We start from the raw sequence: 24,834 nt of genomic DNA on the forward strand, positions 1-24,834 counted from the left end.
GCGACAATCGGCGGATGTTTCACATCGTCCTGGTCGAACCCGAAATCCCGCCCAATACCGGCAACGTGATCCGGCTGGCCGCCAACACCGGCTGCACGCTCCATCTCGTGGAGCCGCTCGGCTTCTCGATGGACGACAAGCTGTTGCGGCGCGCCGGCCTGGACTATCACGAATATGCCGACGTGCGACGCCATGCCGGCTGGCAGGCGCTGCTGGACGAGGAGCAGCCCGCAACCGACCGCATGTTCGCGCTCACGACCCACGGCAGCCGGCCGGCGCACGACATCCGCTTCCTGCCCGGCGACTGGCTGGTGTTCGGCGCCGAAACGCGCGGGTTGGCGCCCGAGTTGCGCGAGCGTTTTCCGCTCGATCAGCGCTTGCGCCTGCCGATGCGCGCCGGCCAGCGCAGCCTGAATCTGTCGAACGCCGTCGCCGTGACGGTGTTCGAGGCCTGGCGCCAGAACGGCTTCAGCTGAGGTTCGGCTCGAAGCCGGTACGGCCGATGTCGGGCGGTGTCTTGAGGAAATCGAGGAAGGCCCTCGTGCGCGCCGGCAACAGCTTGCGGCTCGGAACCGCGGCGTAGATCGTGAAGCGGCCGAAGATCCAGTCGGGCAGCAACTGCACCAGTGCGCCGCTCTGCAGGTCGCGCCGGGCCAGCGCGGTGGACAGCGCGGCGATGCCCGCCCCTTCCAGCGTGGCGCGGTAGAGCACGTCGAAACTCGCCGACTGCAGCGCCACCGGCACGTCGACTTCCACCAGCGCACCACCTTCCTCCGCCGGCTGCAGCCGCAGGCGCCGCGCACTGTGGCCGGTGGCCTGCTGCCAGGGAAACTTGAGGTACTGGTGGCTCGCAAGATCCTCGGGACGGGCTGGCGTGCCGGCACGCGCCAGATAGCCCGGCGCGGCGCAGAAGATCATCTTCGTATGCGCCAGCGGGTACGCGATCGCGTTCAGATCGAGTCCATCCTCCAGCAGCAGGAAACTGACGTCGAAGGACTCGACCCGGTGCTGCGGGAACGGGTCGACCACGATGTCGAGCATCAGCTTGGGATGCAGCGCCCGCCAGCGTGCGATGCGCGGCGCCAGCAGATGGGTCGCCAGCACCGGCGTCGACAGGATGTGCAGCGTGCCGTGCAACTCGCGGGTGCTCGCGACGGCGGCGGCCTCGGCAACATCGATGTCGCTCAAGATCGAACGCAGGCTTTCGAGGTAGCGCTCGCCGGCATCCGTCAGGCTGATCTTGCGGGTCGTCCGCTGGATCAGCCGTGCGCCGAGGTGGGTCTCAAGGTCGCCGATCAGCCGCGTCACCGCGGCCGGCGACAGCTCGAGCGCACGCGCAGCCGCTGCAAAACCACCTTCGTCGATGACGCGCTGGAACACACGCATCGAAAGCAATCTGTCCATGAGTTCCCAATCGTTGCGATTACTGGAATGCTCAATTTAAAACTGAGTAGTTCACATCATAGACTCTTGAGTCTACATTTGGTCCATCGATGCAGCGAACCCTTCAGGCAGGCATCGAAGTCGTCCACTTCAACCACGCTCACCGGAGTCTTCCCATGAACACCAAGCTCATCGCCATCGCCGCCCTTTCCAGCTTTGCCGCCTTCGGCGCGCAAGCCTTCCAGGGCGAAATGAATCCGAACCCGCCGCAGCCCTTCCAGTCGATGCAGAGCCGCGCCGCGGTCCAGACGCAAGCCATGAAGCCGGTGCAGATCAGCAACGGCGGCACCGGCGTGCTGACCATCAGCAGCACCACGGATCGCGCCACCGTGCGCGCCGCCGCGGTCACCGCCACCCGCGAAGGCACGACCACCAGCGGCGAGATGTGATCGCACGCGCCCCGGCGCGGCGATGAAAAAAGAAAAAGCCGTCCGGGGCGACCCGGGCGGCTTTTCTGCATTCACGCGCCGGAGCGGCCGGCGCAGACGGCTTCAGGGATATTGGCGAACGACGGATTCGGCCACGCAGGCCGGCTTGGTCGCACCCTCCAGCTCGATCGTGTTTTCCCAGGTGGTCTGCAGCCCGCCGTTCTCGATCGGCGTGGCCGTCAGCAGCTTGATGCGGCCACGCAGCCGGCTGCCGACCAGGACCGGCGACATGAAGCGCACCCGGTTGAGGCCGTAGTTGACGCCCATGCGCACCTCGCGCACCTCCACCGACGACTCAAAGAAGCGCGGCAGCATCGACAGCGTGAGAAAGCCGTGCGCGATCGGTCCACCGAACGGTCCGGCCTTCGCCTTCTCGACGTCGACATGGATCCATTGGTGATCGCCGGTGGCCTCGGCGAACTGATTGACCTGTGCCTGGGTGACAGGAATCCAGTCGCTCACGGCGACTTCCTGGCCGACGCAGGCGGCGAGTTCCTGAAGGGTCTGGAATGTTTTCATGCGGCCACTCTAGCGGCCACGCAAGGCGCCCGGTGTCGGCACCGCGACAAGTCGAGGGATTCTCCTGACCCGACACCGGCGCCGCGGCCCGACCTGCGATATGTTCGCAGCCATGAACACAATAACAACGCCAGGACCGCTGCCGCACGCCGCGACCCCGGCAGATCCAGCCGCCGACAGCCCGGCCGTCGGCGGCGCCGGCCCGGGGGCGGCGATCTACGTGCTGGCGGCACACCCGCACTGGCGCGACTCGCGCGTCAACCGCCGGCTGCTGGCAGCGGCGCGCACGCTCGGCAGCGTCGACGTCAACGATCTGTACGGGAGCTATCCCGATTACGTGATCGACGTGCCCGCGGAACGCGCCCGCGCGGCCGGCGCGCAGTTGATCGTGATGCTGCATCCGATCCACTGGTACTCGATGCCGCCGCTGCAGAAGCTCTGGCTCGACGAGGTGCTGGGCTACGGCTGGGCCTACGGCGACGGCGGCAACGCGCTGCAGGGCAAGGACCTGTGGCTGGTCGCGACCACCGGCGGCCCCGAGGAAAGCTACCACCCGCAAAGCTACAACCGCTATTTCTTCGACGCGTTCCTGCCGCCCTACGAGCAGACGGCCGCGCTGTGCGGCATGCGCTTCCTGCCGCCGCTGGTCCTGCACGGCGCGCGCAGCGCGAGCGCGGCCGACGTCACCGCCCACACCGACACGTTCACCCAGCGCCTGCAGAGCTACCCCGACTGGCCCGAAATGGACGAACTCGGCGACTGCCCGACCTGCGTGGTGCCGGCGGTCGACCGGCCGCAGCAACCCGAACCCGAACGCGGCGAGCTGATCGCCAATGCACTGCTGAAAGCGCTGCACGACCACAACGCCACCGAGATGAAAGTGAAAGCCTGACATGGGACACGCACCCGCCTGGCTCACCAGCTCGCTGATCTACCTCGGCGCCGCCGTGCTCGTGGTGCCGCTGTCGCGCGCACTCGGACTCGGATCCATCATCGGCTACCTGGCCGCCGGCATCGCGATCGGGCCCTGGGGCCTGGGGCTCGTGTCGAGCGTGCAGGAAGTGCTCCACTTCGCCGAGTTCGGCGTGGTACTGATGCTGTTCCTGGTCGGCCTCGAACTCGAGCCCGACCGCCTGTGGGCGCTGCGCCGGCCGATCTTCGGCTGGGGCTCGGCGCAGGTGATGGGCTGCGCCGCCGTGCTGTTCCTCGTCGGCTGGCTGGCCGGCGCGAGCTGGCAGGTGGCGCTGGTCGCGGCGCTCGGCTTGTCGCTGTCCTCCACCGCGATCGCGCTCAACGTGTTCAGCGAGCGCAACCTGCTGCCGACCGCGAGCGGCCAGGCCGGTTTTTCGATCCTGCTGTTCCAGGACGTCGCGGCGATTCCGATCCTCGCGCTGCTGCCGTTGCTGGCCGAAGGCAGCGCCCACGAGCCGATCAGCGGTGCCGCGCGTGCGCTGCAGGCCGCCAAGATCGTCGGCGTGATCGGCGGCATCGTGTTCGGCGGACGGCTGCTGCTGCGGCCGGTGCTGCGCTGGATCGCACGCAGCAACACGCCCGAGATCTTCACCGCCGCCGCGCTGCTGCTGGTGGTGGCGATCGCCGCGCTGATGCAGTTCGTCGGGCTGTCGATGGCGCTCGGCGCCTTCCTGGCCGGCGTGCTGCTGGCCGAGAGCGAATACCGGCGCGAGCTCGAAACCGACATCGAGCCGTTCAAGGGCTTGCTGCTGGGGCTGTTCTTCATCGCGGTCGGCATGTGCATCGACTTCGGCGTGCTGATGGCGCAGCCCGGCCTGATGGCGCTGCTCGTGGTCGGCTTCCTGGTGCTCAAGTTCGCGGTGATCTACGGGCTGGGCATGGCGATGGACGTGCCCTTCCAGCAGCGGCCGGTGTTCACGCTACTGCTCGCGCAGGGCGGGGAATTCGCATTCGTAGTGTTCCAGGCCGCCGGGCCCGATGTGCTGCCGCCCGCGACGTCGTCGCTGCTGATCGGCGCCGTGGCGCTGTCGATGCTGGTGTCGCCGCTGCTGCTGGTGGTGATCGACAAGTACGTGCTGCCGCGCTACAGCCGCGGCAAGTCGTCCGGGCTCGAGGAGATCTCGGAACAGCAGGAAGCCAAGGTCGTGATCTGCGGCTTCGGCCGCTACGGCCAGATCGTCGGCCGCGTGCTGAGTGCACAGGGCCTCAAGGTGACGGTGCTGGACCACGATCCGGACACGGTCGAAGGCCTGCGTGAATTCGGCTTCCGCGTGTTCTACGGCGACGCCACCCGGCTCGACCTGCTGCGCATCGCGGGTGCCGGCAACGCGACGGCGGTGGTGGTGGCGGTGGACGACATCGACCAGTCGCTCGAGATCGTCGACCTCGTGCGCGAGAACTTTCCGCAGGCCGCGATCATCGCCCGCGCGCGCAACGTGAGCCATCTCTTTCGACTGCGCGACCGCGGCGTCGAATACATCGAGCGCGAGCTGTTCGAGTCCTCGCTGCGCAGCGCGCGTTCGGTGCTCGAAGTGCTCGGCTGGCCGGCACACGAGGCACGGGAGCAGGTCATGCGCTTCCGCCAACGCAACCTGAAGCTCACGGCCGAGAGCTACCCGCACTACAAGGACCGCGCCAAGTTCATCGCGGTCGCGAAGGAAGGCCGCCAGCAATTCCAGGAACAGATGGCGCGCGAGCGCGAAGAGCGCCAGCAGCGGCTCGGCGCCAGCTGGGACCGCAGCCAGGACTGAAGCGATCCGGTCCGAAGGACGTCAGGCGGCCGGTGCAGCAGGCGCGGCCACTGGCGTCGCCTTCTTCTGGTCCGCCAGCCGCAACAGGCGCACCGCGTTGTCCTTCAGGATGCCGGGCATCACTTCCGGCTTGAAGCCCGCGTCCTGGAAGTCCTTGAGCCAGCGGTCGGGCGTGATCAGCGGGTAGTCGCTCGCGAACAGCACGCGGTCCTTCAGCAGCGTGTTCGCGTATTGCACGAGCTGCTTCGGGAAGTACTTCGGGCTCCAGCCCGACAGGTCGATCCAGACGTTCGGCTTGTGCGTGGCCACGCTCAGCGCCTCGTCCTGCCACGGGAAGCTCGGGTGCGCCATCACGATCTGCATGTCGGGGAAGTCGATCGCGACGTCGTCCAGGTGCATCGGATTGCTGTATTCCAGCCGCAGCCCGCCGCCGCAGCGCATGCCCGAGCCGATGCCGCTGTGGCCGGTATGGAACACGGCCGGCAGGCCGTACTCGGCGATCACCTCGTAGATCGGCCAGGCCATCTTGTCGTAGGGGTGGTAGCCCTGCACCGTCGGGTGGAACTTGAAGCCCTTGACGCCATGCTCCTCGATCAGGCGGCGCGCCTCGCGGGCACCCATCTTTCCCTTGTGCGGATCGATGCTGCCGAAGGCGATCATGATGTCGCTGTTCTTCTGCGCCGCCTCGGCGATCTCCTCGTTGGGGATGCGGCGACGGCCCATGTTCGACTCCGCGTCGACCATGAACATCACCAGCCCGATCTTGCGTTCGCGGTAGTAGTCGGCGCTCTCCTGGATGGTCGGGCGGCGGCCCGACTTGAAGTACTTGTCGGCGGCGCGGTCGTACTCCTCGCCATAGTTGTCGAACGGATTCCAGCAGCTGACTTCAGCGTGCGTGTGGGTGTCGATGGCGATCAGATTCTCGTAGTCCATGCGTGTCTCCTGTGATGCCGCAATGCGTGGCGGGATGCGGGTAAGCCCTCATGCCAAGGCCTTCGTTTTGCCTTGAATTGGTTATTTTCCATAACCATAATCGAAGCCAGAACGGAACGCAATCATGACCCACCCCGACCTCTCCATCGACATCCAGGGCGACATCGCCGTCATCCGGCTGACCCGCGGCGCCAAGCGCAACGCGCTGTCCGACGGCCTCATCCTGGCGCTGCGCGACGCCTTCGAGAACCTGCCGTCCAGCGTGCGTGCCGCCGTGATCGACGGCGAAGGTCCGCACTTCTGCGCCGGGCTCGACCTGAGCGAACTGCAGGAGCGCGATGCCGGCCAGGGCGTGTACCACTCGCGCATGTGGCATGCCGCACTCGACCGCGTGCAGAACGGCCCGGTGCCGGTGATCGCGGCGCTGCACGGCGCGGTGGTCGGCGGCGGGCTCGAGCTGGCCAGCGCCTGCCACATCCGCGTGGCCGACGGCACCACCTTCTACGCGCTGCCCGAAGGCTCGCGCGGCATCTTCGTCGGCGGTGGCGGCTCGGTGCGCATCCCCAAGCTGATCGGCGTGGCCCGCATGACCGACATGATGCTGACCGGCCGCGTCTACAACGCCGAGGACGGCGAACGCGCCGGCTTCGCGCAGTACCTCGTGCCCGAAGGCACGGCGCTCGACAAGGCCATCGAACTCGCGAAGCGCATCGCCCAGAACGCGCCGCTGACCAACTACGCGCTGATGCACGCGCTGCCGCGCATCGCGGAACAGTCGAGCGACCACGGCTTCTTCACCGAAGCGCTGATGGCCGGCATCGCGCAGAACGCGCCCGAGGCCAAGGAACGCGTGCGCGCCTTCCTCGAAGGCCGCGCGGCCAAGGTCTCCAAGGACTGAACGCCACACCCGAAGAAGAACAACGATGAGCGAGACCCACACCCTGACGCCGCCCGCTGCGGCCACTGCAAGCGCCGCGGCGACGCCCGCGCGCTACCGCCCGCTGGCTTTCGGCATCACCCGCGCCAGCCTGCGCGAGGCCGATGGCGGCGTCCAGTACCTCGAGGCCGAGCAACCGCTCGGGCCCTATGCGCACCGGCTGACCGACCGGCTGCTGCACTGGGCCGAGGTGGCGCCCGACCGCACCTTCGTCGCGCGCCGCGAGCGCCTGCCCGACGGCCGCACCGGCGACTGGCAGCACGTGAGCTACGCGCAGGCGCTGCAGCATGCGCGCCGCATCGGCCAGGCGCTGATCGACCGCGGGCTGAACGAAGAGCGTCCGGTCGCGATCCTGAGCGAGAACAGCATCGAGCACGCGCTGCTGGCGCTGGGCTGCCTGTATGCGGGCGTGGCCTATTGCCCGGTGTCGCCGGCCTACGCCACGATCAGCCAGGACTTCGAGAAGCTGCGCCACGTGCTCGGCACGCTGACGCCGGGCCTGGTCTTCGCCGCCGACGCCAGGCGCTATGGCCGCGCAGTCCTGGCCACGCTGGGCGACGACGTCGAAGTGGTGCTGGGCGAAGGCAGCATCGACGGCCGCACGACCACGCCGTGGGCCGACCTGCTCGCCACGCCGGCCACCGACGCGGTCGACGCCGCACTGCACGCCACGCATCCGAGCACGATCACCAAGTTCCTCTTCACCTCGGGCTCGACCAAGAACCCGAAGGCCGTGATCAACACGCACCGCATGATGTGCGCCAACCAGCAGCAGCTGCTGCAGTCGATCCCCGCCATCGGCGACGAGCCGCCGGTGCTGGTCGACTGGCTGCCCTGGAACCACACCTTTGGCGGCAACCACAACCTGGGCATCGCGCTCTACAACGGCGGCACGCTCTACATCGACGACGGCAAGCCGACGCCCACGGGCATCGCCGAGACGCTGCGCAACCTGCGCGAGATCGCCCCCACGCTGTACTTCAACGTGCCGACCGGCTTCGAGGCGATTGCGAACGCGATGGAGAGCGACACCGTGCTGCGCGACACGCTGCTGTCGCGCGTGAAGATGTTCTTCTACGCCGGCGCCGCGCTGCCGCAGCCGGTGTGGGACACGCTGCACCGCATCGAGGAAGCCGCGATCGGCGAGCGCATCGTGATGGGCACCGGCCTGGGCATGACCGAGTCGTCGCCCTTCGCGCTGTACATCACCGATCCGTACGTCACCTCCGGCGACCTCGGCCTGCCGGCCGCGGGCATCCGGCTGAAGCTGGTGCCGACCGACGGCAAGACCGAGGTGCGCTACAGCGGCCCGAACATCACGCCCGGCTACTGGCGCATGCCCGACGCCACGCGCGAGGCCTTCGACGACGAAGGCTTCTTCTCGACCGGCGACGCCGTCGCCTGGATCGACCCGTCGAACATCCACCGCGGCCTGCGCTTCGACGGCCGCATCGCCGAAGACTTCAAGCTCGCCACCGGCACCTTCGTGAGCGTCGGCCCGTTGCGCGCCAAAGTGATCGCCGCCGGCGCGCCCTACGTGCAGGACGTGGTGCTGACCGGCATCAACCTGAAGGAAGTCGGCGCGCTCGTGTTTCCGACGCAGGCGGTGCGCCAGCTCGCCGGCCTGCCGGCCGGTGCGCCGATGCAGGACGTGCTCGCCAGCGCGCCGGTGCAGGCGCACTTCCAGGGCGTGCTGGACGAGCTCGCAGCCAACGCCACCGGCAGCGCCAACCGCATCGCGCGTGCGCACCTGGTGGCCGAACCGCCTGCGCTGGACAAGGGCGAGGTGACCGACAAGGGCTCGATCAACCAGCGCGCCGTGCTCAAGCACCGGGCCGACGTGGCCGACGCGCTGCACGGCGGCACGCTGCCCTTCACGCTGAAGCCGCGCTGAAGACACGTCGATCACGGCGCGAACACCACCGACTGCAGAAAGAGACACACCATGAAGATCGAAGGACAGAGCGCACTGGTCACCGGCGGCGCGTCGGGGCTGGGCGAAGCAACGGCACGCGAGCTGGCCCGCCTCGGCGCCAAGGTCGCGGTGCTCGACCGCAATGCAGCGCTCGCGGAAAAGGTCGCGGCCGAGATCGGCGGCATCGCGTGCGTCTGCGACATCACCGACGCCGCCAGCGTCGAGGCCGCACTCGAACGTGCCGTGGCGGCACACGGCCCGGCCCGCATCCTGATGAACGTCGCCGGCATCGGCAGCGCCAGGCGCATCGTCGGCAAGGACGGCAACGCCGCGCCGCTGGAAGACTTCGTGCGCGTGGTCACGGTCAACCTGATCGGCGCCTACAACATGAGCCGCCTGTTCGCCGCGCGCTGCGCGAAGCTCGACGCGCTGGACGGCGGCGAGAAGGGCGTGATGCTCTTTACTGCATCGGTCGCGGCCTTCGACGGCCAGGTCGGCCAGCAGGCCTACAGCGCATCGAAGGGCGGCCTGGTCGGCATGACGCTGCCGATGGCGCGCGACCTGGCGCAGCACGGCATTCGCGTGTGCACCGTGGCGCCGGGGCTGTTCGCCACGCCGCTGCTGCTGGAACTGCCGGAACCGGTGCAGCAATCGCTGGCCGCGTCCATTCCGTTTCCGCCGCGCCTCGGCAAGCCGTCGGAGTTCGCGGAACTGGCCTGCCATGTCGTGACCAACGGCCATCTGAACGGCGAGGTCATCCGCCTCGACGGCGCGCTGCGCATGGCGCCGCGCTGAACCTTGTGCTGCAATCGCGGCCTTCCCCGAATCCAACCAGGAGACATCGATGAAATTGAAGAAGACAAGTGTCGCGGCCGTCATGGCCTTTCTCGCCATGGGCGTGGCCCATGCGGACCTCACCATCGGCGTGGTGCAGCCACTGACCGGTCCGGCCTCCGGCCTGGGCATCCCGGTCAAGAACGGGATCGCGATCTGGCCCAAGGCCATCGCTGGCGAGACGCTCAAGGTCATCGTGCTCGACGACGCCTCCGACCCGACGACGGGCGTGAAGGACGCGCAGCGCCTGGTCACCGAGGACAAGGCCGACGTGATCGTCGGTTCGAGCGCCACGCCGGTCGCAACGCCGATGGCCGACGTCACGGCCGAAGCGGGCACGCCGCAGCTCTCCACCTCGCCGGCCGGCCTGCCGCCTGGCAAGGACAAGTGGTTCTTCCGCCTGCCGCAGTCGAACGACGTGATGGCCTTCGCAGTGGTCAAGCACATGAAGGCGCACGGCGTGAAGACCGTCGGCTTCCTGGGCTACACCGATGCCTACGGCGAACTCTGGCTCAAGGCCATGACCGCCGAAGCCGAGAAGAACGGCATCAAGATCGTCGCGACCGAACGCTTCGCGCGCGCCGACACCAGCGTGACCGGCCAGGTGCTGAAGCTGAGCTCCGCCAACCCGGACGCGATCCTGATCGTCGCCTCGGGCAGCGGTGCGGGCATGCCGCAGAAGGCCGTGATGGAACGCGGCTACAAGGGCAAGGTCTACCAGACCCACGCCGCCGCCACGCAGGACCTGATGCGCACCGCCGGCAAGGACGCGGAAGGCACCTTCGTGGTGTCCGGCCCGGCCACGGTCGCCGAGCAGTTGCCTGACAGCCACCCGTCGAAGGCCGCTGCGGTGGCCTTCGTGCAGGGCTACGAGAAGGCCTACGGCCCGGGTTCGCGCAACCAGTTCGCCGGCCACGCGGCCGACGCGCTCACGGTGCTCGAGAAGGCCGTGCCGATCGCGCTGAAGAAGGCCAAGCCGGGCACGCCGGAGTTCCGCGCCGCGCTGCGCGACGCGATGGAAACCATGGGCCGCACCGTGCTCGCGCATGGCGTGCTGAACTGGACCGCGCAGGACCATTGGGGCTACACGACCGAGACCGGCGTGATGCTCAAGGTCGTGGACGGCAAGTTCAAGGTCGAGCAGTAAACACCCAGGCGGGCCACCGGACGCCGTCCGGCGACGGCCCGCCACCCTCCTTTCCTCACCGGCGCCGCCATGGACCTCTCAATCGCCAGCATCCTGATGCTGGACGGACTCACCAACGGCGCGATCTATGCCCTGCTCGGGGTCGGGATCGTGCTCGTCTTCACGGTGACCCGCGTCATCTTCATTCCGCAGGGCGAATTCGTGGCCTACGGCGCGCTGACACTGGCCATCTTCCAGACCGGCAAGACGCCGGGCACGGTCTGGCTGCTGCTGATCCTGGCCGGCGTCGCGGCGCTGATGGAGCTGGGCACGGTCTGGCGGCATCGCGGCCGTGCGGCGCCCGCCTTCATGGCGGCGCTGCGCACCTTCGCCATACCCGCCGTGGTGTGCGCGGTCTCGGCCTGGGCCGGCCCGCGCAACCTGCCGCTGCCGGTGCAGGCGCTGCTCACGGTCTGCATCGTCACCGCCTTCGGCCCGCTGGTGTACCGCGTGGCCTACCAGTCGCTGGCGGGCGCCAGCTCGCTGGTGCTGCTGATCGTCTCGGTCGGCGTGCATTTCGCGATGACCGGCCTCGGCCTGCTGTTCTTCGGTGCGGAAGGCTTTCGCAACCCGCCCTTCCTCGACGTGCGCATCGCGCTCGGCCCGCTCACGCTGAGCGGCCAGACGATGATCATCTTCGGCGCCTCGGCCGCACTCATCGTGCTGCTGTGGCTCTTCTTCGAGCGCAGCCTGTACGGCAAGGCGCTGCGCGCCACGGCCGTGAACCGGCTGGGTGCGCGGCTCATGGGCATCTCGACCCAGACCGCCGGCCAGCTCACCTTCGCGATGGCCGGTCTCATCGGCGCGCTCTCGGGCCTGCTGATCGGGCCGACCACCACCGTGTTCTACGACTCCGGCTTCCTGATCGGCCTGAAGGGCTTCGTGGCCGGCGTGATCGCCGGACTGGCGAGCTACCCGGGCGCGTTGCTCGGTGCGCTCGCGGTCGGCGTGATCGAGGCCTTCGGTTCGTTCTGGGCCAGTTCCTTCAAGGAAGTGATCGTGTTCACCATCGTGCTGCCGGTGCTGCTGTGGCGCTCGCTGCGCAGCGGCCATTCCGACGAGGAACACTGAAATGAGCACGCTCGTGAATCCTCCCACCGCAACGACGCTGGCCGCGCCTCGCAAGAGCGCACTGCGCACCTGGGGCCCGCTGGCGCTCGTGCTGGTGCTGATCGCGCTGCCGCTGCTGCCGCTGCCCGACTTCTGGATCATCCAGCTCAACTACATCGGCATCTACACGCTGCCGGTGCTGGGGCTGGTGCTGCTCACCGGCGTGGGCGGGCTGACCTCCTTCGGGCAGGCCGCCTTCGTCGGCATCGGGGCCTACACCACCGCCTACCTGAGCGTGAACTTCGGCCTCTCGCCCTGGCTCACGCTGTTCATCGGGCTGGCGCTCACCGGCATCAGCGCGGCCGTGATCGGCGCGATCACGCTGCGCATGTCGGGCCACTACCTGCCGCTGGCCACCATCGCCTGGGCGCTGGCGCTCTACTACCTGATGGGCAACCTCGATGCGCTGGGCAAGTACGACGGCATCCTGGGCGTCAAGGGCCTGTCGCTGTTCGGCTTCGAGATCGGCCAGCGCCGTGTGTTCTACGCGGTCGTCTGGGCCTTCGCGATCCTCGGGTGCTTCGCGGTGATCCGGCTGCTCGACTCGCGCAGCGGCCGCGCGATCCGCGCGCTCGCGGGCGGCACGCAGATGGCCGAGGCGATGGGCGTGAACACGCTGCGCTTCAAGGTCGGCATCTTCGTGCTGGCGGCGATGTTCGCGTCGATCTCGGGCTGGCTCTTTGCGCACTTCCAGCGCACCGTCAACCCGTCGCCCTTCGGTATCAAGATGGGCATCGAGTACCTGTTCATGGCGGTGCTCGGCGGCTCGGCGCATGTCTGGGGCGCGGTCGCCGGCTCGGGCATCGTCAAGCTGCTGGAAGACCAGTTGCAGGTGCTGCTGCCCAAGCTGATCGGCACCAGCGGCAACTACGAGCTGATCGTGTTCGGCATCATGATCGTGCTGGTGCTGAAGTACCTGCCCGACGGCCTGTGGGAGTTCGTCGACCGGCAACTGCCGCGCCCCTGGCGCGCGGTCGACTGGCACGACGCGGCCGACCTGCCCGCGCGCAGCAAGCCGGCGGCCGGCGAGGTGGTGCTGGACGTGCAGGCGATCCGCAAGACATTCGGCGGGCTGGTGGCGGTCAACGACATCAGCTTCCAGACGCGTGCCGGCCAGATCGTCGGCCTGATCGGGCCGAACGGCGCCGGCAAGTCGACCACCTTCAACCTCGTGACGGGCGTGCTGGGCCTGTCGGGCGGCAACGTGCGCTTCCGCGGCGAGCCGATCGGCGGACTGGGCGCACGGCAGATCGCCGAGCGCGGCGTCTCTCGCACCTTCCAGCACGTGAAGATGGTGGCGGACATGACGGTGCTGGAGAACGTGGCGCTGGGCGCGCACCTGCGCGGCCGCAAGGGTGCGATATCGGCCATGCTGCGGCTCGACCGCAACGAGGAGCGCGAGCTGTTCCGCGAGGCCGAGCGCCAGTTACGCCGCGTCGGCATGGGCGACTACCTGCACGAGACGGCGGGCAACCTGGCGATGGGCCAGCAGCGCCTGCTGGAGATCGCGCGCGCACTGTGCGCCGACCCGGCCCTGCTGCTGCTCGACGAGCCGGCCGCCGGCCTGCGCCACAAGGAGAAAGAGGCGCTCGGCCAGGTGCTGCGCACGCTGCGCGGCGAGGGCATGAGCATCCTGCTGGTCGAGCACGACATGGGCCTGGTGATGGACATCTGCGATCACATCGTGGTGATGGAGTTCGGCACCCACCTGATGGAAGGCACGCCGGGCGAGGTGCAGCGCAGCGACAAGGTGCGCGCCGCCTATCTGGGAACGGAACACTGATGACCACCACGACCAAGACCGCCACCACCACGCCCCTGCTGCGCGTGCGCGACCTGCACGCCGGCTACGGCCGCGCCGAGGTGCTGCACGGCATCGACCTGCAGGCCGACGCCGGCAGCGTCGTCACGGTGATCGGGCCGAACGGCGCCGGCAAGTCGACGCTGCTCAACTCGCTGATGGGCGTGCTGCCCGCCAAGGGACAGATCGAGTACATGGGCCAGCCGATCTCGGGCCTGTCGCTGGAAGAGCGCGTGATGCTCGGCATTGCGCTGGTGCCCGAGAAGCGCGAGCTGTTCGGCACGATGCCGGTCGAAGACAACCTGGTGCTCGGTGCCTTCCGCCAGGTGCGCCTGCGCAACCGGCAATGGCGCGACCAGCTCGACACCATCTACGCGCTGTTCCCGCGCCTGAAGGAGCGCCGCGCGCAGCTCGCCGGCACGCTGTCGGGCGGCGAGCGCCAGATGCTTGCGGTCGGCCGCGCGCTGATGTCGCGGCCCACCCTGCTGATGCTCGACGAGCCCAGCCTCGGCCTCGCGCCGCTGGTGGTGCAGGAGATCTTCCGCACGGTCGACGCGCTGCGCGCCACCGGCGTGACGATCCTGCTGGTTGAACAGAACGCACGCGCCGCACTCGAAGTGGCCGACCATGGCTACGTGCTCGAAATGGGCAGCGTGAGCCTGGAAGGCCGGGCGTCGGATCTCGCGGTCGACTCGCGCGTGATCGACACCTACCTGGGTGCCGCGAAGGCCGCCTGAAGCAATGCGGCCCGTGCCGCGACATGGAGACGACATGACAAGACAGCGCCACATGAAGGTCGGCCTGGGCGCCAGCGCGCTCGGCCTCATCGCCCTGCTCGCGGCCTGCGCCGGCGCCGGTCGCGGGGCATCGCCGACGCCGCCCACGCTCGCGGCGGCGCGCCCCGGCACGCTGCAGGCCTGCCAGGACCTGGCCGCCCGCGCCGCACTGCCGGGCACGGTCTACAGCAGCATCACGCAGGTGCCGGCCGGCACCGTGACGGTGGGCGGCAGTGCCATGCCCGCGCCCGCGCACTGCCTGGTGCAGGGCCGCACGAACGAGCGCACCAGCGCGGTCGACGGCCAGCGCTATGCCATCGGCTTCGAGATGCGCCTGCCGGTCGACTGGAACGGACGCTTCTTCTACCAGGCCAACGGCGGCCTCGACGGTGTCGTGATTCCCGCACTGGGCGGCATCGGCGGCGGCGGCCCGCGCAGCAGCGCGCTGCAGATGGGCTTCGCCGTGATCAGCGCCGACGCCGGCCACGCCGGTGCGATGGGCCCGCGCTTCGGGCTCGATCCGCAGGCGCGGCTCGACTACGGCTACAACGCAGTCGCGCAACTCACGCCGATGGCCAAGAACCTGATCGCCCAGGCCTACGGCCGCGGTCCCGATCGCTCCTACTTCGGTGGCTGCTCGAACGGCGGCCGGCATGCCATGGTCGCGGCCGTCCGGTCGGCCGACCAGTACGACGGCATCCTCGCAGGCGACCCCGGCTACAACCTGCCGAAGGCCGCCGTGGCGCAGTTGTATGGCGCGCAGCAGTACGCCGGCGTCGCCAGCGGCAAGACGCCGGCCGGCCTGCCCGATCTGCAGAGCGCCTTCACGCCCGCCGAGCTCACGCTCGTGTCCGATCGCGTGCTGGCGCGCTGCGACGCGCTCGACGGGCTGGCCGACGGCATCGTGTCGAACGTGCAGGCCTGCCAAGCCGCCTTCAACCTGCAGACCGACGTGCCCACCTGTGCCGCCGGCACGCGCGACGGCCGTTGCCTGAGCCCGGCGCAGAAGACCGCGCTGTCGAACGTCTTCGCGGGTGCGCGCAACAGCGCGGGCACGCCGCTCTACAGCAGCTTCCCCTTCGATTCCGGCATCGGCGGCAGCAACTGGCGCGACTGGAAGTTCAACAGCTCGCAGACGCGCGACACCGGCGCCGTCGGCTTCATCTTCACGACGCCGCCGCTGGCCGACCGGGCGCAGGGCCTGCCCTTCGCGCTGGGTTTCGACATGGACCGCGATGCGCCACTGATCGCCACCGCGAGCGGCGTCTTCGGCGAGTCATCGCTGTCGTTCATGACGCCGCCCGATGCCGCCAACCTGTCGGCGCTGCGCAACCGCGGCGGCCGGATGATCGTCTACCACGGCACCAGCGACCCGGTGTTCTCGTCCGACGACACGGCCGCCTGGTACACCCGCGTGCAGGCGGCGAACGGCGGCGACGCATCGGCCTTCGCGCGCTACTTCCCGGTGCCCGGCATGAACCACTGCGCGGGCGGCCCGGCCACCGATCAATTCGACATGCTGAGCGCGCTGGTCGACTGGGTCGAGCAGGGCCGCGCGCCCGACGCCGTGACGGCCAGCGCCCGCGGCGCCGGCACGCCGGTCGCCAATACCGAAGTGCCGGCCAGCTGGTCGCCGCAGCGCACGCGTCCGCTGTGCCCCTATCCACGCGTCGCCGTCTACACCGGCGGCGACACCGAAACGGCGGCGAGCTTCGCCTGCCGGCTCCCCACGCCCTGACCTGATCTGACATTGAACCGACGATGGACTACCAGCCCCGCCCCGACGACATCCGCTTCGTGCTGAACGCGGTGCTCGACGCGCCTGCGCGCCTGCAGGCGCTCGCCCCCTTTGCCGAGATCGACGGCGACCTGCAGGCGCAGGTGCTGGAAGAGGCGGCACGCTTCGTCGGCAGCGCGATCGCACCGCTCAACCGGACCGGCGACACCGTGGGCTGCCGCTTCGACAACGGACCCGATGGCGCAACGGTGACCGCACCGCCCGGCTTCGCCGAGGCCTACCAGGCCTTCGTCGACGGCGGCTGGCCGGCGCTCGCGGCCGAGACGGCCGATGGCGGCCAGGGCCTGCCCGCGGTGCTCGAGGCCGTGCTGTACGAATGGCTCAGCGCGGCCAACCACGGGTTCACGATGGCGCCCGGCCTGCTGCACGGCGCCTACGACTGCCTCAAGCACCACGGCAGCGAAGACCTCAAGGCACGCTATCTGTCGAAGATCGCCACCGGCGAATGGCTCGCGACGATGTGCCTGACCGAAGCGCATGCCGGCAGCGACCTGGGCCAGGTGCGCACCCGCGCCGTGCAGCAAGCCGACGGCAGCCTGCGCGTGAGCGGCAGCAAGATCTTCATCTCCGGCGGCGAACACGACCTGACGCCGAACATCGTCCACCTCGTGCTGTGCCGCCTGCCCGATGCGCCGGCCGGACCCAAGGGCCTGTCGCTCGCGCTGGTGCCGAAGCAGTTGCCGGACGACACGCGCAACGCGGTGCACTGCGAGCGCATCGAGGAGAAGATGGGCCTGCACGGCAGCCCGACCTGCGCGATGCGCTTCGACGAGGCCACCGGCTGGCTGGTCGGCGAGCCGAACCGCGGACTGGCCGCGATGTTCGTGATGATGAACGCGGCGCGCCTGCACGTCGCGCTGCAGGGCATCGGGCTGCTCGACGCGGCCTGGCAGAAGGCCGACGCCTATGCGCGCGAGCGCCGCCAGATGCGTGCGCCTGGCGCGCTGCCCGCGAGCCGCGGCGGCGAGGCGGCCGACCTGATCGCCGAGCATCCGGCCGTCCGCCGCATCCTCGACACCCAGCGCGCCTGGATCGACGGCGGCCGCGCGCTGGCCTATCGCACCGCGGTGATGCTCGACGTGGCGAAGCACGACGCCGACTCCAAGGCGAAGGCGCGCGCGCAGCGCTGGTGCGCGCTGGTCACGCCCGTCCTCAAGGCCGCCTGCACGCAACAGGGCTTCACCGGCACGAGCGAGTGCCTGCAGGTCTTCGGCGGCCACGGCTACGTGCGCGAATGGGGCATCGAACAGGTGCTGCGCGACGTGCGGGTCAGCATGATCTACGAGGGCACCAACGAGATCCAGGCGATCGACCTGCTGGTGCGCAAGGTGCTGCCCGATGGCGGTGCCGCCATGTCGGACGTGCTGATCGAGCTGCGCGACGAGCTCGACGCCTCGCGCGAAGTCGACGCCGACGCGCAGCGCCGGCTCGCCCAGTTGCGCTACCTGACGACCAGCATCGCGATGGCCGCGCATGCGGCGCCGACGCTGCCCTACGAGGTCGCCGACGACTACCTGCGCGTCACGATGCTGGCGATGCTGGGCTGGGCCTGGGCACGCATCGACGTGGCGGCCAACGGCGCGGAAGGCATCGACGGCGAACGCTGGGCGAGAGCCTCGGCTGCGTTCCATCGCCACGTGCTGCCCGAATTCGAGATGCGGCTCGGCATGGTCAAGCGCGCCTGCGACGCCGTCACGGCCGCGGCGGCAGCGGCGCATGCGTGACGTGGCGTCGGCCGGAACGCGCGGCGCACTGCGATAGGCTCGCCGGATGGCCACGACACGCAAGAAGACCACCGACACAACGGCAGCCCCCGCCACGGGCGCTGCCGCCCTCAAGGCCGAAAGGCTCGACACCGGCGTGCTCGAGAAACTCGTCGGCTACAACGCGCGGCGTGCCTGGCTCGTGGTCACCGCGCTGTTCGCCGAGCGCATGGCGGTCTACGGGCTCAAGCAGGCCGACTTCTCCGTGCTGTCGCTGCTGGCGCACAACCCCGGCGCGACCTCGCGCGAACTCTGCGCGACGCTCGACATCCTGCCGCCCAACCTGGTGAGCCTGATCGCCGCGATGGACAGCCGCGGACTGATCGAGCGCCGGCCCCATCCGCGCGATGGCCGCGCACTCGGCCTGCACCTGACGCCGGCCGGCGAGCGGCTGATCGCCGAAGCCGAGCGCGCCGTGGTGCAGCTGGAAGCGGAGGCCAGCGCCCGCCTCAGCGCCCGCGAGCGCGACACGCTGGTGCGGTTGCTGCAGAAGCTCTATCTGTAGCGCCGTCGCCCGGTGGTCGGGCTCGGGCACTTTACGGCGTTCAGGCGAAAAAGCCGTCCCAGACCAGCTTGAGCCCGGTCAGCAGCATGCCCGCATAGACGAAGCGATAGAACCAGGTCGCGTCGATCCGGCGCGCGATCCGGATGCCGATCCACACGCCCAGCGGCGCGAAGGGCAGCAGCACCAGCGAGGTCGCCATGTTGCGCAGGTCGAGCAGACCGAGCCATGCGTAGGGAATCCACTTGCCCAGGTTCACCGCGAAGAACAGGTAGGCCATGGTCGCGGTGAACACGACCGGCTTGAGCCGCATCGGGATCACGTAGGCATTGACCGGCGGGCCGCCCGCATGCGCGATGAAGCTGGTGAAGCCGGAGATCGCCGTCAGGATGGCGCCGACCCATTTCGGCGCGTGCGGGTCGCCGGGCTTGGGCGGAAAGAGCACCCGCTGCGCGAGGAAGAGCAGCGTGAACACGCCGACGATGCCGGCCACCGTGTGCGGCGACAGCCAGCGGAACAGCAACGCGCCGATGACCACGCCGACCAGCCCGCAGGGAATCAGGAACTTCAGCAGCGCCAGGTCGAAGTCGCGCCGGAACGCGGCGATGCCGAGCAGGTCCATCAGCAGCAGCACCGGCATCAGCATGGCCGCGGCCTCGGGCACCGTGACGGCCAGCGCCATCAGCGGCACGGCGAGCGAGCCGAAGCCCGCGCCAAAGCCGCTCTTGCTGATGCCCAGCAGCAGGACTGCCGGAATCGCGACCACGTAGAAGAACGGGTCGCCGACGATCGGCAGGCTCAAGCGCCCGCCACCCGACGCTCGGCGTGCGGGTTCACACGCGTTCGAGGATCACGGCGATGCCCTGGCCCACGCCGATGCACATCGTGCACAGCGCATAGCGGCCGCCGCCCTTGTGCAGCTGGTTCACGGCCGTGGTCGCGAGCCGTGCGCCGCTGGCGCCCAGCGGATGGCCCAGCGCGATCGCGCCGCCGTTGATGTTGACGCGCGCGTCGTCGTCCTTCAGGCCGAGCAGGCGCAGCACCGCGATGCCCTGTGCCGCGAAGGCTTCGTTGAGCTCGATCACGTCGATCTGGTCGATCGTCAGGCCGGTCAGTGCCAGCACCTTCTGGGTGGCGGGCGCGGGGCCGATGCCCATCACGCGCGGCGCGACGCCGGCCGTCGCCATGCCGACGATGCGGGCGCGTGGCGTGAGGCCGTACTTGCCGGCTGCCGCCTCGCTGGCGAGCAGCAGCGCCACGGCGCCGTCGTTCACGCCGCTGGCGTTGCCGGCCGTCACCGTGCCGTCGGGCCGCACCACGCCCTTGAGCTTGGCGAGCGCCTCGAGGCTGGTGTCGCGCGGATGCTCGTCCTTGCTCACGATGATCGGGTCGCCCTTCTTCTGCGGCACGTGCACCGGCACGATCTCGCTGTCGAAGAAGCCGGCCTTCTGTGCCGCCACAGCGCGCTGCTGCGAGGCCAGCGCCATGCGGTCCTGCGCTTCGCGCTCGATCTTGTAGTCGGTGGCGACGTTCTCGGCGGTCTCGGGCATCGAGTCGACGCCGTACTGCGCCTTCATCAGCTTGTTGACGAAGCGCCAGCCGATCGTCGTGTCATAGACCGCGTTGTTGCGGCTGAAGGCGCTTTCGGCCTTCGGCATCACGAAGGGTGCGCGGCTCATGCTTTCGACGCCGCCTGCGATCATCAGGCCGGCTTCGCCCGACTTGATGGCGCGTGCCGCGGTGCCGACCGCGTCCAGGCCCGAACCGCAGAGGCGGTTGATGGTGGCGCCGCCGAGCTCCATCGGCAGGCCGGCCAGCAGCGCCGACATGCGCGCGACGTTGCGGTTGTCTTCGCCGGCCTGGTTGGCGCAGCCGTAGAGCACGTCGCTCACGGCTTGCCAGTCGACGCCCTTGTTGCGCTCCATCAGCGCCTTGAGCGGGATGGCGCCGAGGTCGTCGGTGCGGATGCTGCTCAGCGCGCCGCCGTAGCGGCCGAAGGGCGTGCGGATGGCGTCGCAGATGAAGGCTTCTTGGTTGCTCATGTTCGGTGTCTCCAGGATGTTCAGGCGGCGATGGGCAAGCCCACGAGTTTCTCGAGTTCGGCATGTTCGAGGCCGTCGACCTTGTCGATCAGCTTCAGTCCGCCGGGCGTGCATTCGAGTGTGGCGAGGTCGGAATACACGCGCTTGACGCAGCCGATGCCGGTCAGCGGATAGCCGCATTTCTCGACGATCTTGCTTTCGCCCTTCTTGGTCAGCAGGTCCATCATGACCCAGGTCTGCTTGGCGCCGATGGCGAGGTCCATCGCGCCGCCGACCGCGGGGATCGCGCCTTCTTCGCCGGTGCTCCAGTTGGCCAGGTCGCCGGTGGCCGAGACCTGGAACGCGCCGAGCACGCAGATGTCCAGATGGCCGCCGCGCATCATCGCGAAGCTGTCGGCGTGGTGGAAGAACGCGCCGCCGGGCAGCAGCGTGACGGGCTGCTTGCCCGCGTTGATCAGGTCGTAGTCTTCCTCGCCGGCCGCCGGCGCGGGGCCCATGCCGAGGATGCCGTTCTCGCTCTGCAGCACGACCTCGCGGCCGGCCGGCAGGTGATTGGCCACCAGCGTGGGCTGGCCGATGCCGAGGTTGACGACGGCGCCGTCGAAGATGTCCTGCGCGACGCGCGCGGCGAGCTGGTCCTTGGTGCGACGTTGGTAGGTCATGTGTGCTCCTTATGCCGCTTTCTTGAAGCCGCCGGCTTGCGTGGCGACGCGTTCGATCTGCACGATCTGCTTCACGAAGATGCCGGGCGTCACGATGGTCTCGGGGTCGATGGTGCCGAGCTCGGCGATCTCGTGCACGGTCGCGATGGTCTTCTTCGCGGCCATGGCCATCACCGGGCCGAAGTTGCGCGCGGCCTTGCGGTAGACCAGGTTGCCCCAGCGGTCGCCCTTCTCGGCCTTGATCAGCGCGACGTCGCCGTGGATCGGGTACTCGAGCACGTATTGCTTGCCGTTGATCTCGCGCGTCTCGCGGTCGCCGGCCAGCTGCGTGCCGTAGCCGGTCGGGCAGAAGAAGGCGCCGATGCCGGCACCGGCCGCGCGGATGCGCTCGGCCAGGTTGCCTTGCGGCACCAGCTCGAGTTCGAGCTTGCCGCTGCGGTACAGGCCGTCGAACACCTGGCTGTCGGCCTGGCGCGGAAAGCTGCAGATGATCTTGCACACGCGGCCGGTCTTCAGCAGTGCGGCCAGGCCGGTCTCGCCATTGCCGGCGTTGTTGTTGACGACGGTCAGATCCTTCGCGCCCTGCGCGATCAGGCCGTCGATCAGTTCGTTGGGAATGCCGGCAGTGCCGAAGCCGCCGATCAGGACGGTGGCGCCGTCCTGGATGCCGGCCAGCGCGTCGGCGACCGAGGCGGCGATCTTGTTGATCATGGAGAAGTCTCCGGAAGGGTGGACGAAACGGATGCGTGCATCGGCGAGGGCACGAGGCGGCTGGCAAGGCAGATGTCCCGGGCCGCTCCCGATCCAGTCGCGGCACATTTGTTCGACATACGAACATTTGTTCTTATAATGAATTCTAGAGAAGATCAACCCGCATGGCAATCACCCGCTCCAAGCCGGCCGACAAGGCCGAACCCGACGCTGTCGCGACCGGGACAGCGCCTCCGGCACCGGGCGACAGATACGTGCAGTCCTTCGCGCGCGGCCTGCTGGTGATCCGCTCCTTCAACGCCGCCGCGCCGCGCCAGACGCTCAGCGAGGTCGCCGCCGCGAGCGGCCTGTCCCGTGCCGGCGCACGCCGCATCCTGCTGACGCTGCAGACGCTCGGCTACGTCGACACCGACGGCAAGCTCTTCACGCTCACGCCGCGCATCCTCGACCTGGGCTTCGCCTACCTGTCGTCGATGCCGATCTGGAACCGCGCCGAGCCGGTGATGGAAAAGCTGGTGCAGCAGGTGCAGGAGTCGTGCTCGGCCGCGGTGCTCGACGCCGCCGACATCGTGTACGTGCTGCGCGTGCCGACGCACAAGATCATGCGCATCAGCCTGGGTGTGGGCTCGCGGCTGCCGGCCTATTGCACGTCGCTCGGCCGCGTGCTGCTGGCCGGTCTTCCGGACGCCGAGGTGCAGGCGCGGCTGGCCGCGATGCCGCGCGAGACGCTGACCAGGAACACCGTGACGGACCCCGACGCGCTGCTCGCGAAGATCGTGCAGGCGCGGCGCCAGGGCTGGTGCCTGGTCAACCAGGAGCTGGAAGAAGGCCTGATCTCGATCGCCGCGCCGCTGGTCGACCGCAGCGGCCGCACGGTGGCCGCCATCAACATCAGCGGGCAGGCCAACCGCACCAGCGCGAAGGTGATGCAGGACACGATGCTGCCCGCCCTGCTGGCTGCAGCGCGCGAGATCTCCGCGCTGCTCTGATCGCCTTCAGCCCCGCAGCGACAGCCCCGAGAGAAAGCCGGACACCGTGTCCGCGAAGGCTTCCGGCAACTGGTCCGGCAGCGGCACCATCGCGCCCGGAATGTCGATGCGCGTGCTGCCGGCAATCGCCTGCGCCACGCGCGGCGTCGCCGGGAACGCATGCGGATCGTCGGGCGCGCCGATCACCAGCGTCGGGCACGCGACCCCGCCGACGCGGTGTTCCATCTCGTAGCGCCCGACCACGTGGTGGCCCTCGGCCGCCATCGCGCCGCACTTGAGCGCATCGGCGACGAAACGCTGCAGCAGGTCGATGTCGCCAGCCGGATAGAAAGGTTGGCGGCGCTGCCAGAGTTCGGCAAGATGCGCACCGCTCGCCGTCGGTTCGACCTCGTCGATCACCCGCTTGCCGTGGTGGCTGGCGCGCCGCGCCGCATCGACGAAGGGGCAGGACGACAGCACGAGTGCGGCGGCCCGCGACGGCCGGCTCGCGGCCATCTCCATCGCGATCACCGCCCCGGTGTGGTGGCCGACGAACGCGGCGCGCTCGATGCCCAGCGCGTCGAGCAGGTCGAAGGCGGCTTCGGCCCAGCGCTCGATGGTGTTGGCCTGCGGTGCGATCGGCAGCGGCTGCGAATCGCCGAAGCCGACGGTGTCCATCGCGATCGCCTGGAAGCCCCGGCCGAGCAGTGGCAGCACGTCGCGGTATTCGTCCCAGGAGCGCGGCGTCTGGTGCAGCAGCAGCACCGGAAAACCCTGACCGGCGATCGCGACGTGGATGCGGCCCGAAGCGGTCGGAACGAAGCGGCGTTCCACCGCCACGGCGACGGGATTCGACAGCGCGCTCATGGTGCGGACTCCGGCACGCCGCCGGTGCGCAGCGCACCCACGGCGTCGGCAAAACCCTGCGCGACGACATCGATGTCGCTGGCGGCCACCACCATGCCGTAGCCGGCCGCGCGCGATGCGAGTGCGGCGGCGCGCGTGCCGGTGAAGATGCCGCAAGGAAGCACCGCCGCGTCGCAGGCGCTGCGGATCGATGCGCAGGCCTCGGCGAGGCGCGGATCGGCGCCGCCCACCTGCAACGACAGCGACAGGTCGCCGGAGCCGATGAACACCATGTCCAGCCCGGGGACGGCCGCGATCTCGGCGGCCTGCGCGAGGCCGGCCGCGGTCTCGATCATCACCATCACCGCAATCTGGTGCGCGCCCTGCACGTAGGCACCGAAGTCCTTCAGCGGACGCACGCCACCCGCGGACCGTGTGCCGTGCGGCGGGTACTTCGCGTGGCGCAGCGCCTGCGCGGCGTCGGCGGCGCTCTCGATCATCGGCACCATCACGCCCTCGGCGCCGGCATCGAGCGCGGTGCCGATCGCGAGCGCCGAGTTCTCGGCGACCCGCACGATGACGGGAATGTCGGCCGGCACCAGGCCGATCGCGGCCTCGAGATCGCGCCGCTCCCAAAGGCCGTGCTGCAGGTCGAGCACGATGGCGTCGGCGCCGGCACGCGCGGCGATCTCGGCCACGGCCACCGAGCCGAGCGCGAGCCATGAAACGGCGAGGCATTCGCCCGCGGCGATGCGGGTCTTGAGAGTGGGACGGTCGGGATAGAACATTTCAGTTTTCCACCATGCTGCCGCGTGACGCGCGACGTATGAAACAGGCGCGGCCGAATACCAGGAACACCGCGGAACCGGCTTCGCCGGGCCGCTGGTGTTGCCCCCGGTAGGGGGTTGGCGAAGCGACACGAAGTGCGCGAAGACTG

24 protein-coding genes are annotated in these 24,834 nt (G+C 69.3%); 15 read left to right on the forward strand and 9 right to left on the reverse strand.

The features are described 5' to 3' along the window. The first annotated feature begins 14 nt into the window (after nt 1–14). Nucleotides 15–476 (forward strand): tRNA (cytidine(34)-2'-O)-methyltransferase, encoded by a 462-nt coding sequence (locus AC07PZ_RS18415; RefSeq protein WP_495296574.1) that lies wholly within the window; start codon nt 15–17, stop codon nt 474–476. Here AC07PZ_RS18415 and AC07PZ_RS18420 read toward each other — a convergent pair. After that, the gene (locus AC07PZ_RS18420; protein ID WP_495296575.1) at nt 469–1,404 is read right to left on the reverse strand and encodes a LysR family transcriptional regulator; all 936 of its coding nucleotides are present in this window, start codon (nt 1,402–1,404) and stop codon (nt 469–471) included. The two genes, AC07PZ_RS18415 and AC07PZ_RS18420, sit on opposite strands and share 8 nt — an antisense overlap. 155 nt (nt 1,405–1,559) lie before the next feature. On the opposite strand from AC07PZ_RS18420, the gene AC07PZ_RS18425 reads away from it, so the two are divergent. Further along, complete coding sequence (locus AC07PZ_RS18425) at nt 1,560–1,832, forward strand: DUF4148 domain-containing protein (protein ID WP_495296576.1); 273 nt, start codon at nt 1,560–1,562, stop codon at nt 1,830–1,832. 102 nt (nt 1,833–1,934) lie between these two features. Here the strand turns inward: AC07PZ_RS18425 and AC07PZ_RS18430 are convergent, their stop codons facing one another. After that, nucleotides 1,935–2,390: a MaoC family dehydratase gene (locus tag AC07PZ_RS18430; RefSeq protein WP_495296577.1), complete on the reverse strand. Its 456-nt coding sequence runs from the start codon at nt 2,388–2,390 to the stop codon at nt 1,935–1,937. 112 nt (nt 2,391–2,502) lie between these two features. Between AC07PZ_RS18430 and kefF the strand changes: the two genes are divergently transcribed. After that, nucleotides 2,503–3,282, forward strand: a complete 780-nt coding sequence (gene kefF, locus AC07PZ_RS18435) for a glutathione-regulated potassium-efflux system oxidoreductase KefF (RefSeq protein WP_495296578.1) — start codon at nt 2,503–2,505, stop codon at nt 3,280–3,282. A gap of 1 nt (nt 3,283) precedes the next feature. Further along, nucleotides 3,284–5,113, forward strand: a complete 1,830-nt coding sequence (kefC, locus tag AC07PZ_RS18440) for a glutathione-regulated potassium-efflux system protein KefC (protein ID WP_495296579.1) — start codon at nt 3,284–3,286, stop codon at nt 5,111–5,113. A 21-nt stretch (nt 5,114–5,134) separates the two neighbouring features. On the opposite strand, the gene AC07PZ_RS18445 is transcribed toward kefC, so the two are convergent. Beyond that, a complete protein-coding gene (locus AC07PZ_RS18445) occupies nt 5,135–6,046 on the reverse strand; it encodes an amidohydrolase family protein (RefSeq protein ID WP_495296580.1) in 912 nt (303 codons plus the stop codon). A 124-nt stretch (nt 6,047–6,170) separates the two neighbouring features. Here AC07PZ_RS18445 and AC07PZ_RS18450 point away from each other — a divergent pair, with 124 nt between their 5' ends. The 10 genes from AC07PZ_RS18450 to AC07PZ_RS18495 all read left to right on the forward strand — a co-directional run bounded on the left by AC07PZ_RS18450 (nt 6,171) and on the right by AC07PZ_RS18495 (nt 18,671). Beyond that, nucleotides 6,171–6,944, forward strand: a complete 774-nt coding sequence (locus AC07PZ_RS18450; RefSeq protein ID WP_495296581.1) for a crotonase/enoyl-CoA hydratase family protein — start codon at nt 6,171–6,173, stop codon at nt 6,942–6,944. Between the two features lie 25 nt (nt 6,945–6,969). Beyond that, nucleotides 6,970–8,877, forward strand: a complete 1,908-nt coding sequence (locus tag AC07PZ_RS18455; protein ID WP_495296582.1) for a feruloyl-CoA synthase — start codon at nt 6,970–6,972, stop codon at nt 8,875–8,877. Between the two features lie 51 nt (nt 8,878–8,928). Next, a complete protein-coding gene (locus AC07PZ_RS18460; protein WP_495296583.1) occupies nt 8,929–9,693 on the forward strand; it encodes an SDR family NAD(P)-dependent oxidoreductase in 765 nt (254 codons plus the stop codon). Between the two features lie 49 nt (nt 9,694–9,742). Then, a complete protein-coding gene (locus AC07PZ_RS18465; protein WP_495296584.1) occupies nt 9,743–10,879 on the forward strand; it encodes an ABC transporter substrate-binding protein in 1,137 nt (378 codons plus the stop codon). A 69-nt stretch (nt 10,880–10,948) separates the two neighbouring features. Beyond that, nucleotides 10,949–11,989, forward strand: a complete 1,041-nt coding sequence (locus tag AC07PZ_RS18470) for a branched-chain amino acid ABC transporter permease (RefSeq protein WP_495296585.1) — start codon at nt 10,949–10,951, stop codon at nt 11,987–11,989. A 1-nt stretch (nt 11,990) separates the two neighbouring features. Further along, entirely contained in the window at nt 11,991–13,811 is a 1,821-nt protein-coding gene (locus AC07PZ_RS18475) for a branched-chain amino acid ABC transporter ATP-binding protein/permease (RefSeq protein WP_495296586.1), read from the forward strand. Further along, nucleotides 13,811–14,566 (forward strand): ABC transporter ATP-binding protein, encoded by a 756-nt coding sequence (locus AC07PZ_RS18480; RefSeq protein ID WP_495296587.1) that lies wholly within the window; start codon nt 13,811–13,813, stop codon nt 14,564–14,566. Before AC07PZ_RS18475 ends, AC07PZ_RS18480 begins: the two co-directional genes overlap by 1 nt. A 34-nt stretch (nt 14,567–14,600) precedes the next feature. After that, entirely contained in the window at nt 14,601–16,343 is a 1,743-nt protein-coding gene (locus tag AC07PZ_RS18485; RefSeq protein WP_495296588.1) for a tannase/feruloyl esterase family alpha/beta hydrolase, read from the forward strand. A 23-nt stretch (nt 16,344–16,366) separates the two neighbouring features. After that, nucleotides 16,367–18,127 carry an acyl-CoA dehydrogenase family protein gene (locus tag AC07PZ_RS18490; RefSeq protein ID WP_495296589.1) on the forward strand — a complete coding sequence of 587 codons (1,761 nt, stop codon included), beginning with the start codon at nt 16,367–16,369 and terminating at the stop codon, nt 18,125–18,127. Nucleotides 18,128–18,173: 46 nt separating this feature from the next. After that, nucleotides 18,174–18,671, forward strand: a complete 498-nt coding sequence (locus AC07PZ_RS18495) for a MarR family winged helix-turn-helix transcriptional regulator (protein ID WP_495296590.1) — start codon at nt 18,174–18,176, stop codon at nt 18,669–18,671. A gap of 40 nt (nt 18,672–18,711) precedes the next feature. Here the strand turns inward: AC07PZ_RS18495 and AC07PZ_RS18500 are convergent, their stop codons facing one another. Genes AC07PZ_RS18500 through AC07PZ_RS18515 form a run of 4 tightly spaced genes read right to left on the reverse strand, consistent with a single transcriptional unit; the run spans nt 18,712 to nt 22,083 of the window. Next, complete coding sequence (locus tag AC07PZ_RS18500; RefSeq protein WP_495296591.1) at nt 18,712–19,470, reverse strand: sulfite exporter TauE/SafE family protein; 759 nt, start codon at nt 19,468–19,470, stop codon at nt 18,712–18,714. 31 nt (nt 19,471–19,501) lie between these two features. Continuing rightward, a complete protein-coding gene (gene pcaF, locus AC07PZ_RS18505; RefSeq protein ID WP_495296592.1) occupies nt 19,502–20,710 on the reverse strand; it encodes a 3-oxoadipyl-CoA thiolase in 1,209 nt (402 codons plus the stop codon). Between the two features lie 20 nt (nt 20,711–20,730). After that, complete coding sequence (locus tag AC07PZ_RS18510; RefSeq protein WP_495296593.1) at nt 20,731–21,372, reverse strand: 3-oxoacid CoA-transferase subunit B; 642 nt, start codon at nt 21,370–21,372, stop codon at nt 20,731–20,733. Between the two features lie 9 nt (nt 21,373–21,381). Then, a complete protein-coding gene (locus tag AC07PZ_RS18515; RefSeq protein ID WP_495296594.1) occupies nt 21,382–22,083 on the reverse strand; it encodes a 3-oxoacid CoA-transferase subunit A in 702 nt (233 codons plus the stop codon). Between the two features lie 164 nt (nt 22,084–22,247). On the opposite strand from AC07PZ_RS18515, the gene AC07PZ_RS18520 reads away from it, so the two are divergent. After that, a complete protein-coding gene (locus tag AC07PZ_RS18520) occupies nt 22,248–23,072 on the forward strand; it encodes an IclR family transcriptional regulator (RefSeq protein WP_495296595.1) in 825 nt (274 codons plus the stop codon). 6 nt (nt 23,073–23,078) lie between these two features. On the opposite strand, the gene AC07PZ_RS18525 is transcribed toward AC07PZ_RS18520, so the two are convergent. Both AC07PZ_RS18525 and AC07PZ_RS18530 read right to left on the reverse strand, forming a co-directional pair. Then, nucleotides 23,079–23,918: an alpha/beta fold hydrolase gene (locus AC07PZ_RS18525; protein WP_495296596.1), complete on the reverse strand. Its 840-nt coding sequence runs from the start codon at nt 23,916–23,918 to the stop codon at nt 23,079–23,081. Beyond that, complete coding sequence (locus AC07PZ_RS18530) at nt 23,915–24,685, reverse strand: HpcH/HpaI aldolase family protein (protein ID WP_495296597.1); 771 nt, start codon at nt 24,683–24,685, stop codon at nt 23,915–23,917. The genes AC07PZ_RS18525 and AC07PZ_RS18530 overlap by 4 nt, the downstream gene beginning before the upstream one ends. Nucleotides 24,686–24,834 lie beyond the last annotated feature (149 nt).

This window comes from Variovorax sp. GW821-FHT10B04 (assembly GCF_059415645.1).

Excerpts from the sequence above, each read along its gene's own strand:
- AC07PZ_RS18415 (WP_495296574.1), top strand. The coding sequence starts at position 15 with ATGTTTCACATCGTCCTGGTCGAACCCGAAATCCCGCCCAATACCGGC.
- AC07PZ_RS18420 (WP_495296575.1), bottom strand. The coding sequence starts at position 1,404 with ATGGACAGATTGCTTTCGATGCGTGTGTTCCAGCGCGTCATCGACGAA.
- AC07PZ_RS18425 (WP_495296576.1), top strand. The coding sequence starts at position 1,560 with ATGAACACCAAGCTCATCGCCATCGCCGCCCTTTCCAGCTTTGCCGCC.
- AC07PZ_RS18430 (WP_495296577.1), bottom strand. The coding sequence starts at position 2,390 with ATGAAAACATTCCAGACCCTTCAGGAACTCGCCGCCTGCGTCGGCCAG.
- kefF (WP_495296578.1), top strand. The coding sequence starts at position 2,503 with ATGAACACAATAACAACGCCAGGACCGCTGCCGCACGCCGCGACCCCG.
- kefC (WP_495296579.1), top strand. The coding sequence starts at position 3,284 with ATGGGACACGCACCCGCCTGGCTCACCAGCTCGCTGATCTACCTCGGC.
- AC07PZ_RS18445 (WP_495296580.1), bottom strand. The coding sequence starts at position 6,046 with ATGGACTACGAGAATCTGATCGCCATCGACACCCACACGCACGCTGAA.
- AC07PZ_RS18450 (WP_495296581.1), top strand. The coding sequence starts at position 6,171 with ATGACCCACCCCGACCTCTCCATCGACATCCAGGGCGACATCGCCGTC.
- AC07PZ_RS18455 (WP_495296582.1), top strand. The coding sequence starts at position 6,970 with ATGAGCGAGACCCACACCCTGACGCCGCCCGCTGCGGCCACTGCAAGC.
- AC07PZ_RS18460 (WP_495296583.1), top strand. The coding sequence starts at position 8,929 with ATGAAGATCGAAGGACAGAGCGCACTGGTCACCGGCGGCGCGTCGGGG.
- AC07PZ_RS18465 (WP_495296584.1), top strand. The coding sequence starts at position 9,743 with ATGAAATTGAAGAAGACAAGTGTCGCGGCCGTCATGGCCTTTCTCGCC.
- AC07PZ_RS18470 (WP_495296585.1), top strand. The coding sequence starts at position 10,949 with ATGGACCTCTCAATCGCCAGCATCCTGATGCTGGACGGACTCACCAAC.
- AC07PZ_RS18475 (WP_495296586.1), top strand. The coding sequence starts at position 11,991 with ATGAGCACGCTCGTGAATCCTCCCACCGCAACGACGCTGGCCGCGCCT.
- AC07PZ_RS18480 (WP_495296587.1), top strand. The coding sequence starts at position 13,811 with ATGACCACCACGACCAAGACCGCCACCACCACGCCCCTGCTGCGCGTG.
- AC07PZ_RS18485 (WP_495296588.1), top strand. The coding sequence starts at position 14,601 with ATGACAAGACAGCGCCACATGAAGGTCGGCCTGGGCGCCAGCGCGCTC.
- AC07PZ_RS18490 (WP_495296589.1), top strand. The coding sequence starts at position 16,367 with ATGGACTACCAGCCCCGCCCCGACGACATCCGCTTCGTGCTGAACGCG.
- AC07PZ_RS18495 (WP_495296590.1), top strand. The coding sequence starts at position 18,174 with ATGGCCACGACACGCAAGAAGACCACCGACACAACGGCAGCCCCCGCC.
- pcaF (WP_495296592.1), bottom strand. The coding sequence starts at position 20,710 with ATGAGCAACCAAGAAGCCTTCATCTGCGACGCCATCCGCACGCCCTTC.
- AC07PZ_RS18510 (WP_495296593.1), bottom strand. The coding sequence starts at position 21,372 with ATGACCTACCAACGTCGCACCAAGGACCAGCTCGCCGCGCGCGTCGCG.
- AC07PZ_RS18515 (WP_495296594.1), bottom strand. The coding sequence starts at position 22,083 with ATGATCAACAAGATCGCCGCCTCGGTCGCCGACGCGCTGGCCGGCATC.
- AC07PZ_RS18520 (WP_495296595.1), top strand. The coding sequence starts at position 22,248 with ATGGCAATCACCCGCTCCAAGCCGGCCGACAAGGCCGAACCCGACGCT.
- AC07PZ_RS18525 (WP_495296596.1), bottom strand. The coding sequence starts at position 23,918 with ATGAGCGCGCTGTCGAATCCCGTCGCCGTGGCGGTGGAACGCCGCTTC.
- AC07PZ_RS18530 (WP_495296597.1), bottom strand. The coding sequence starts at position 24,685 with ATGTTCTATCCCGACCGTCCCACTCTCAAGACCCGCATCGCCGCGGGC.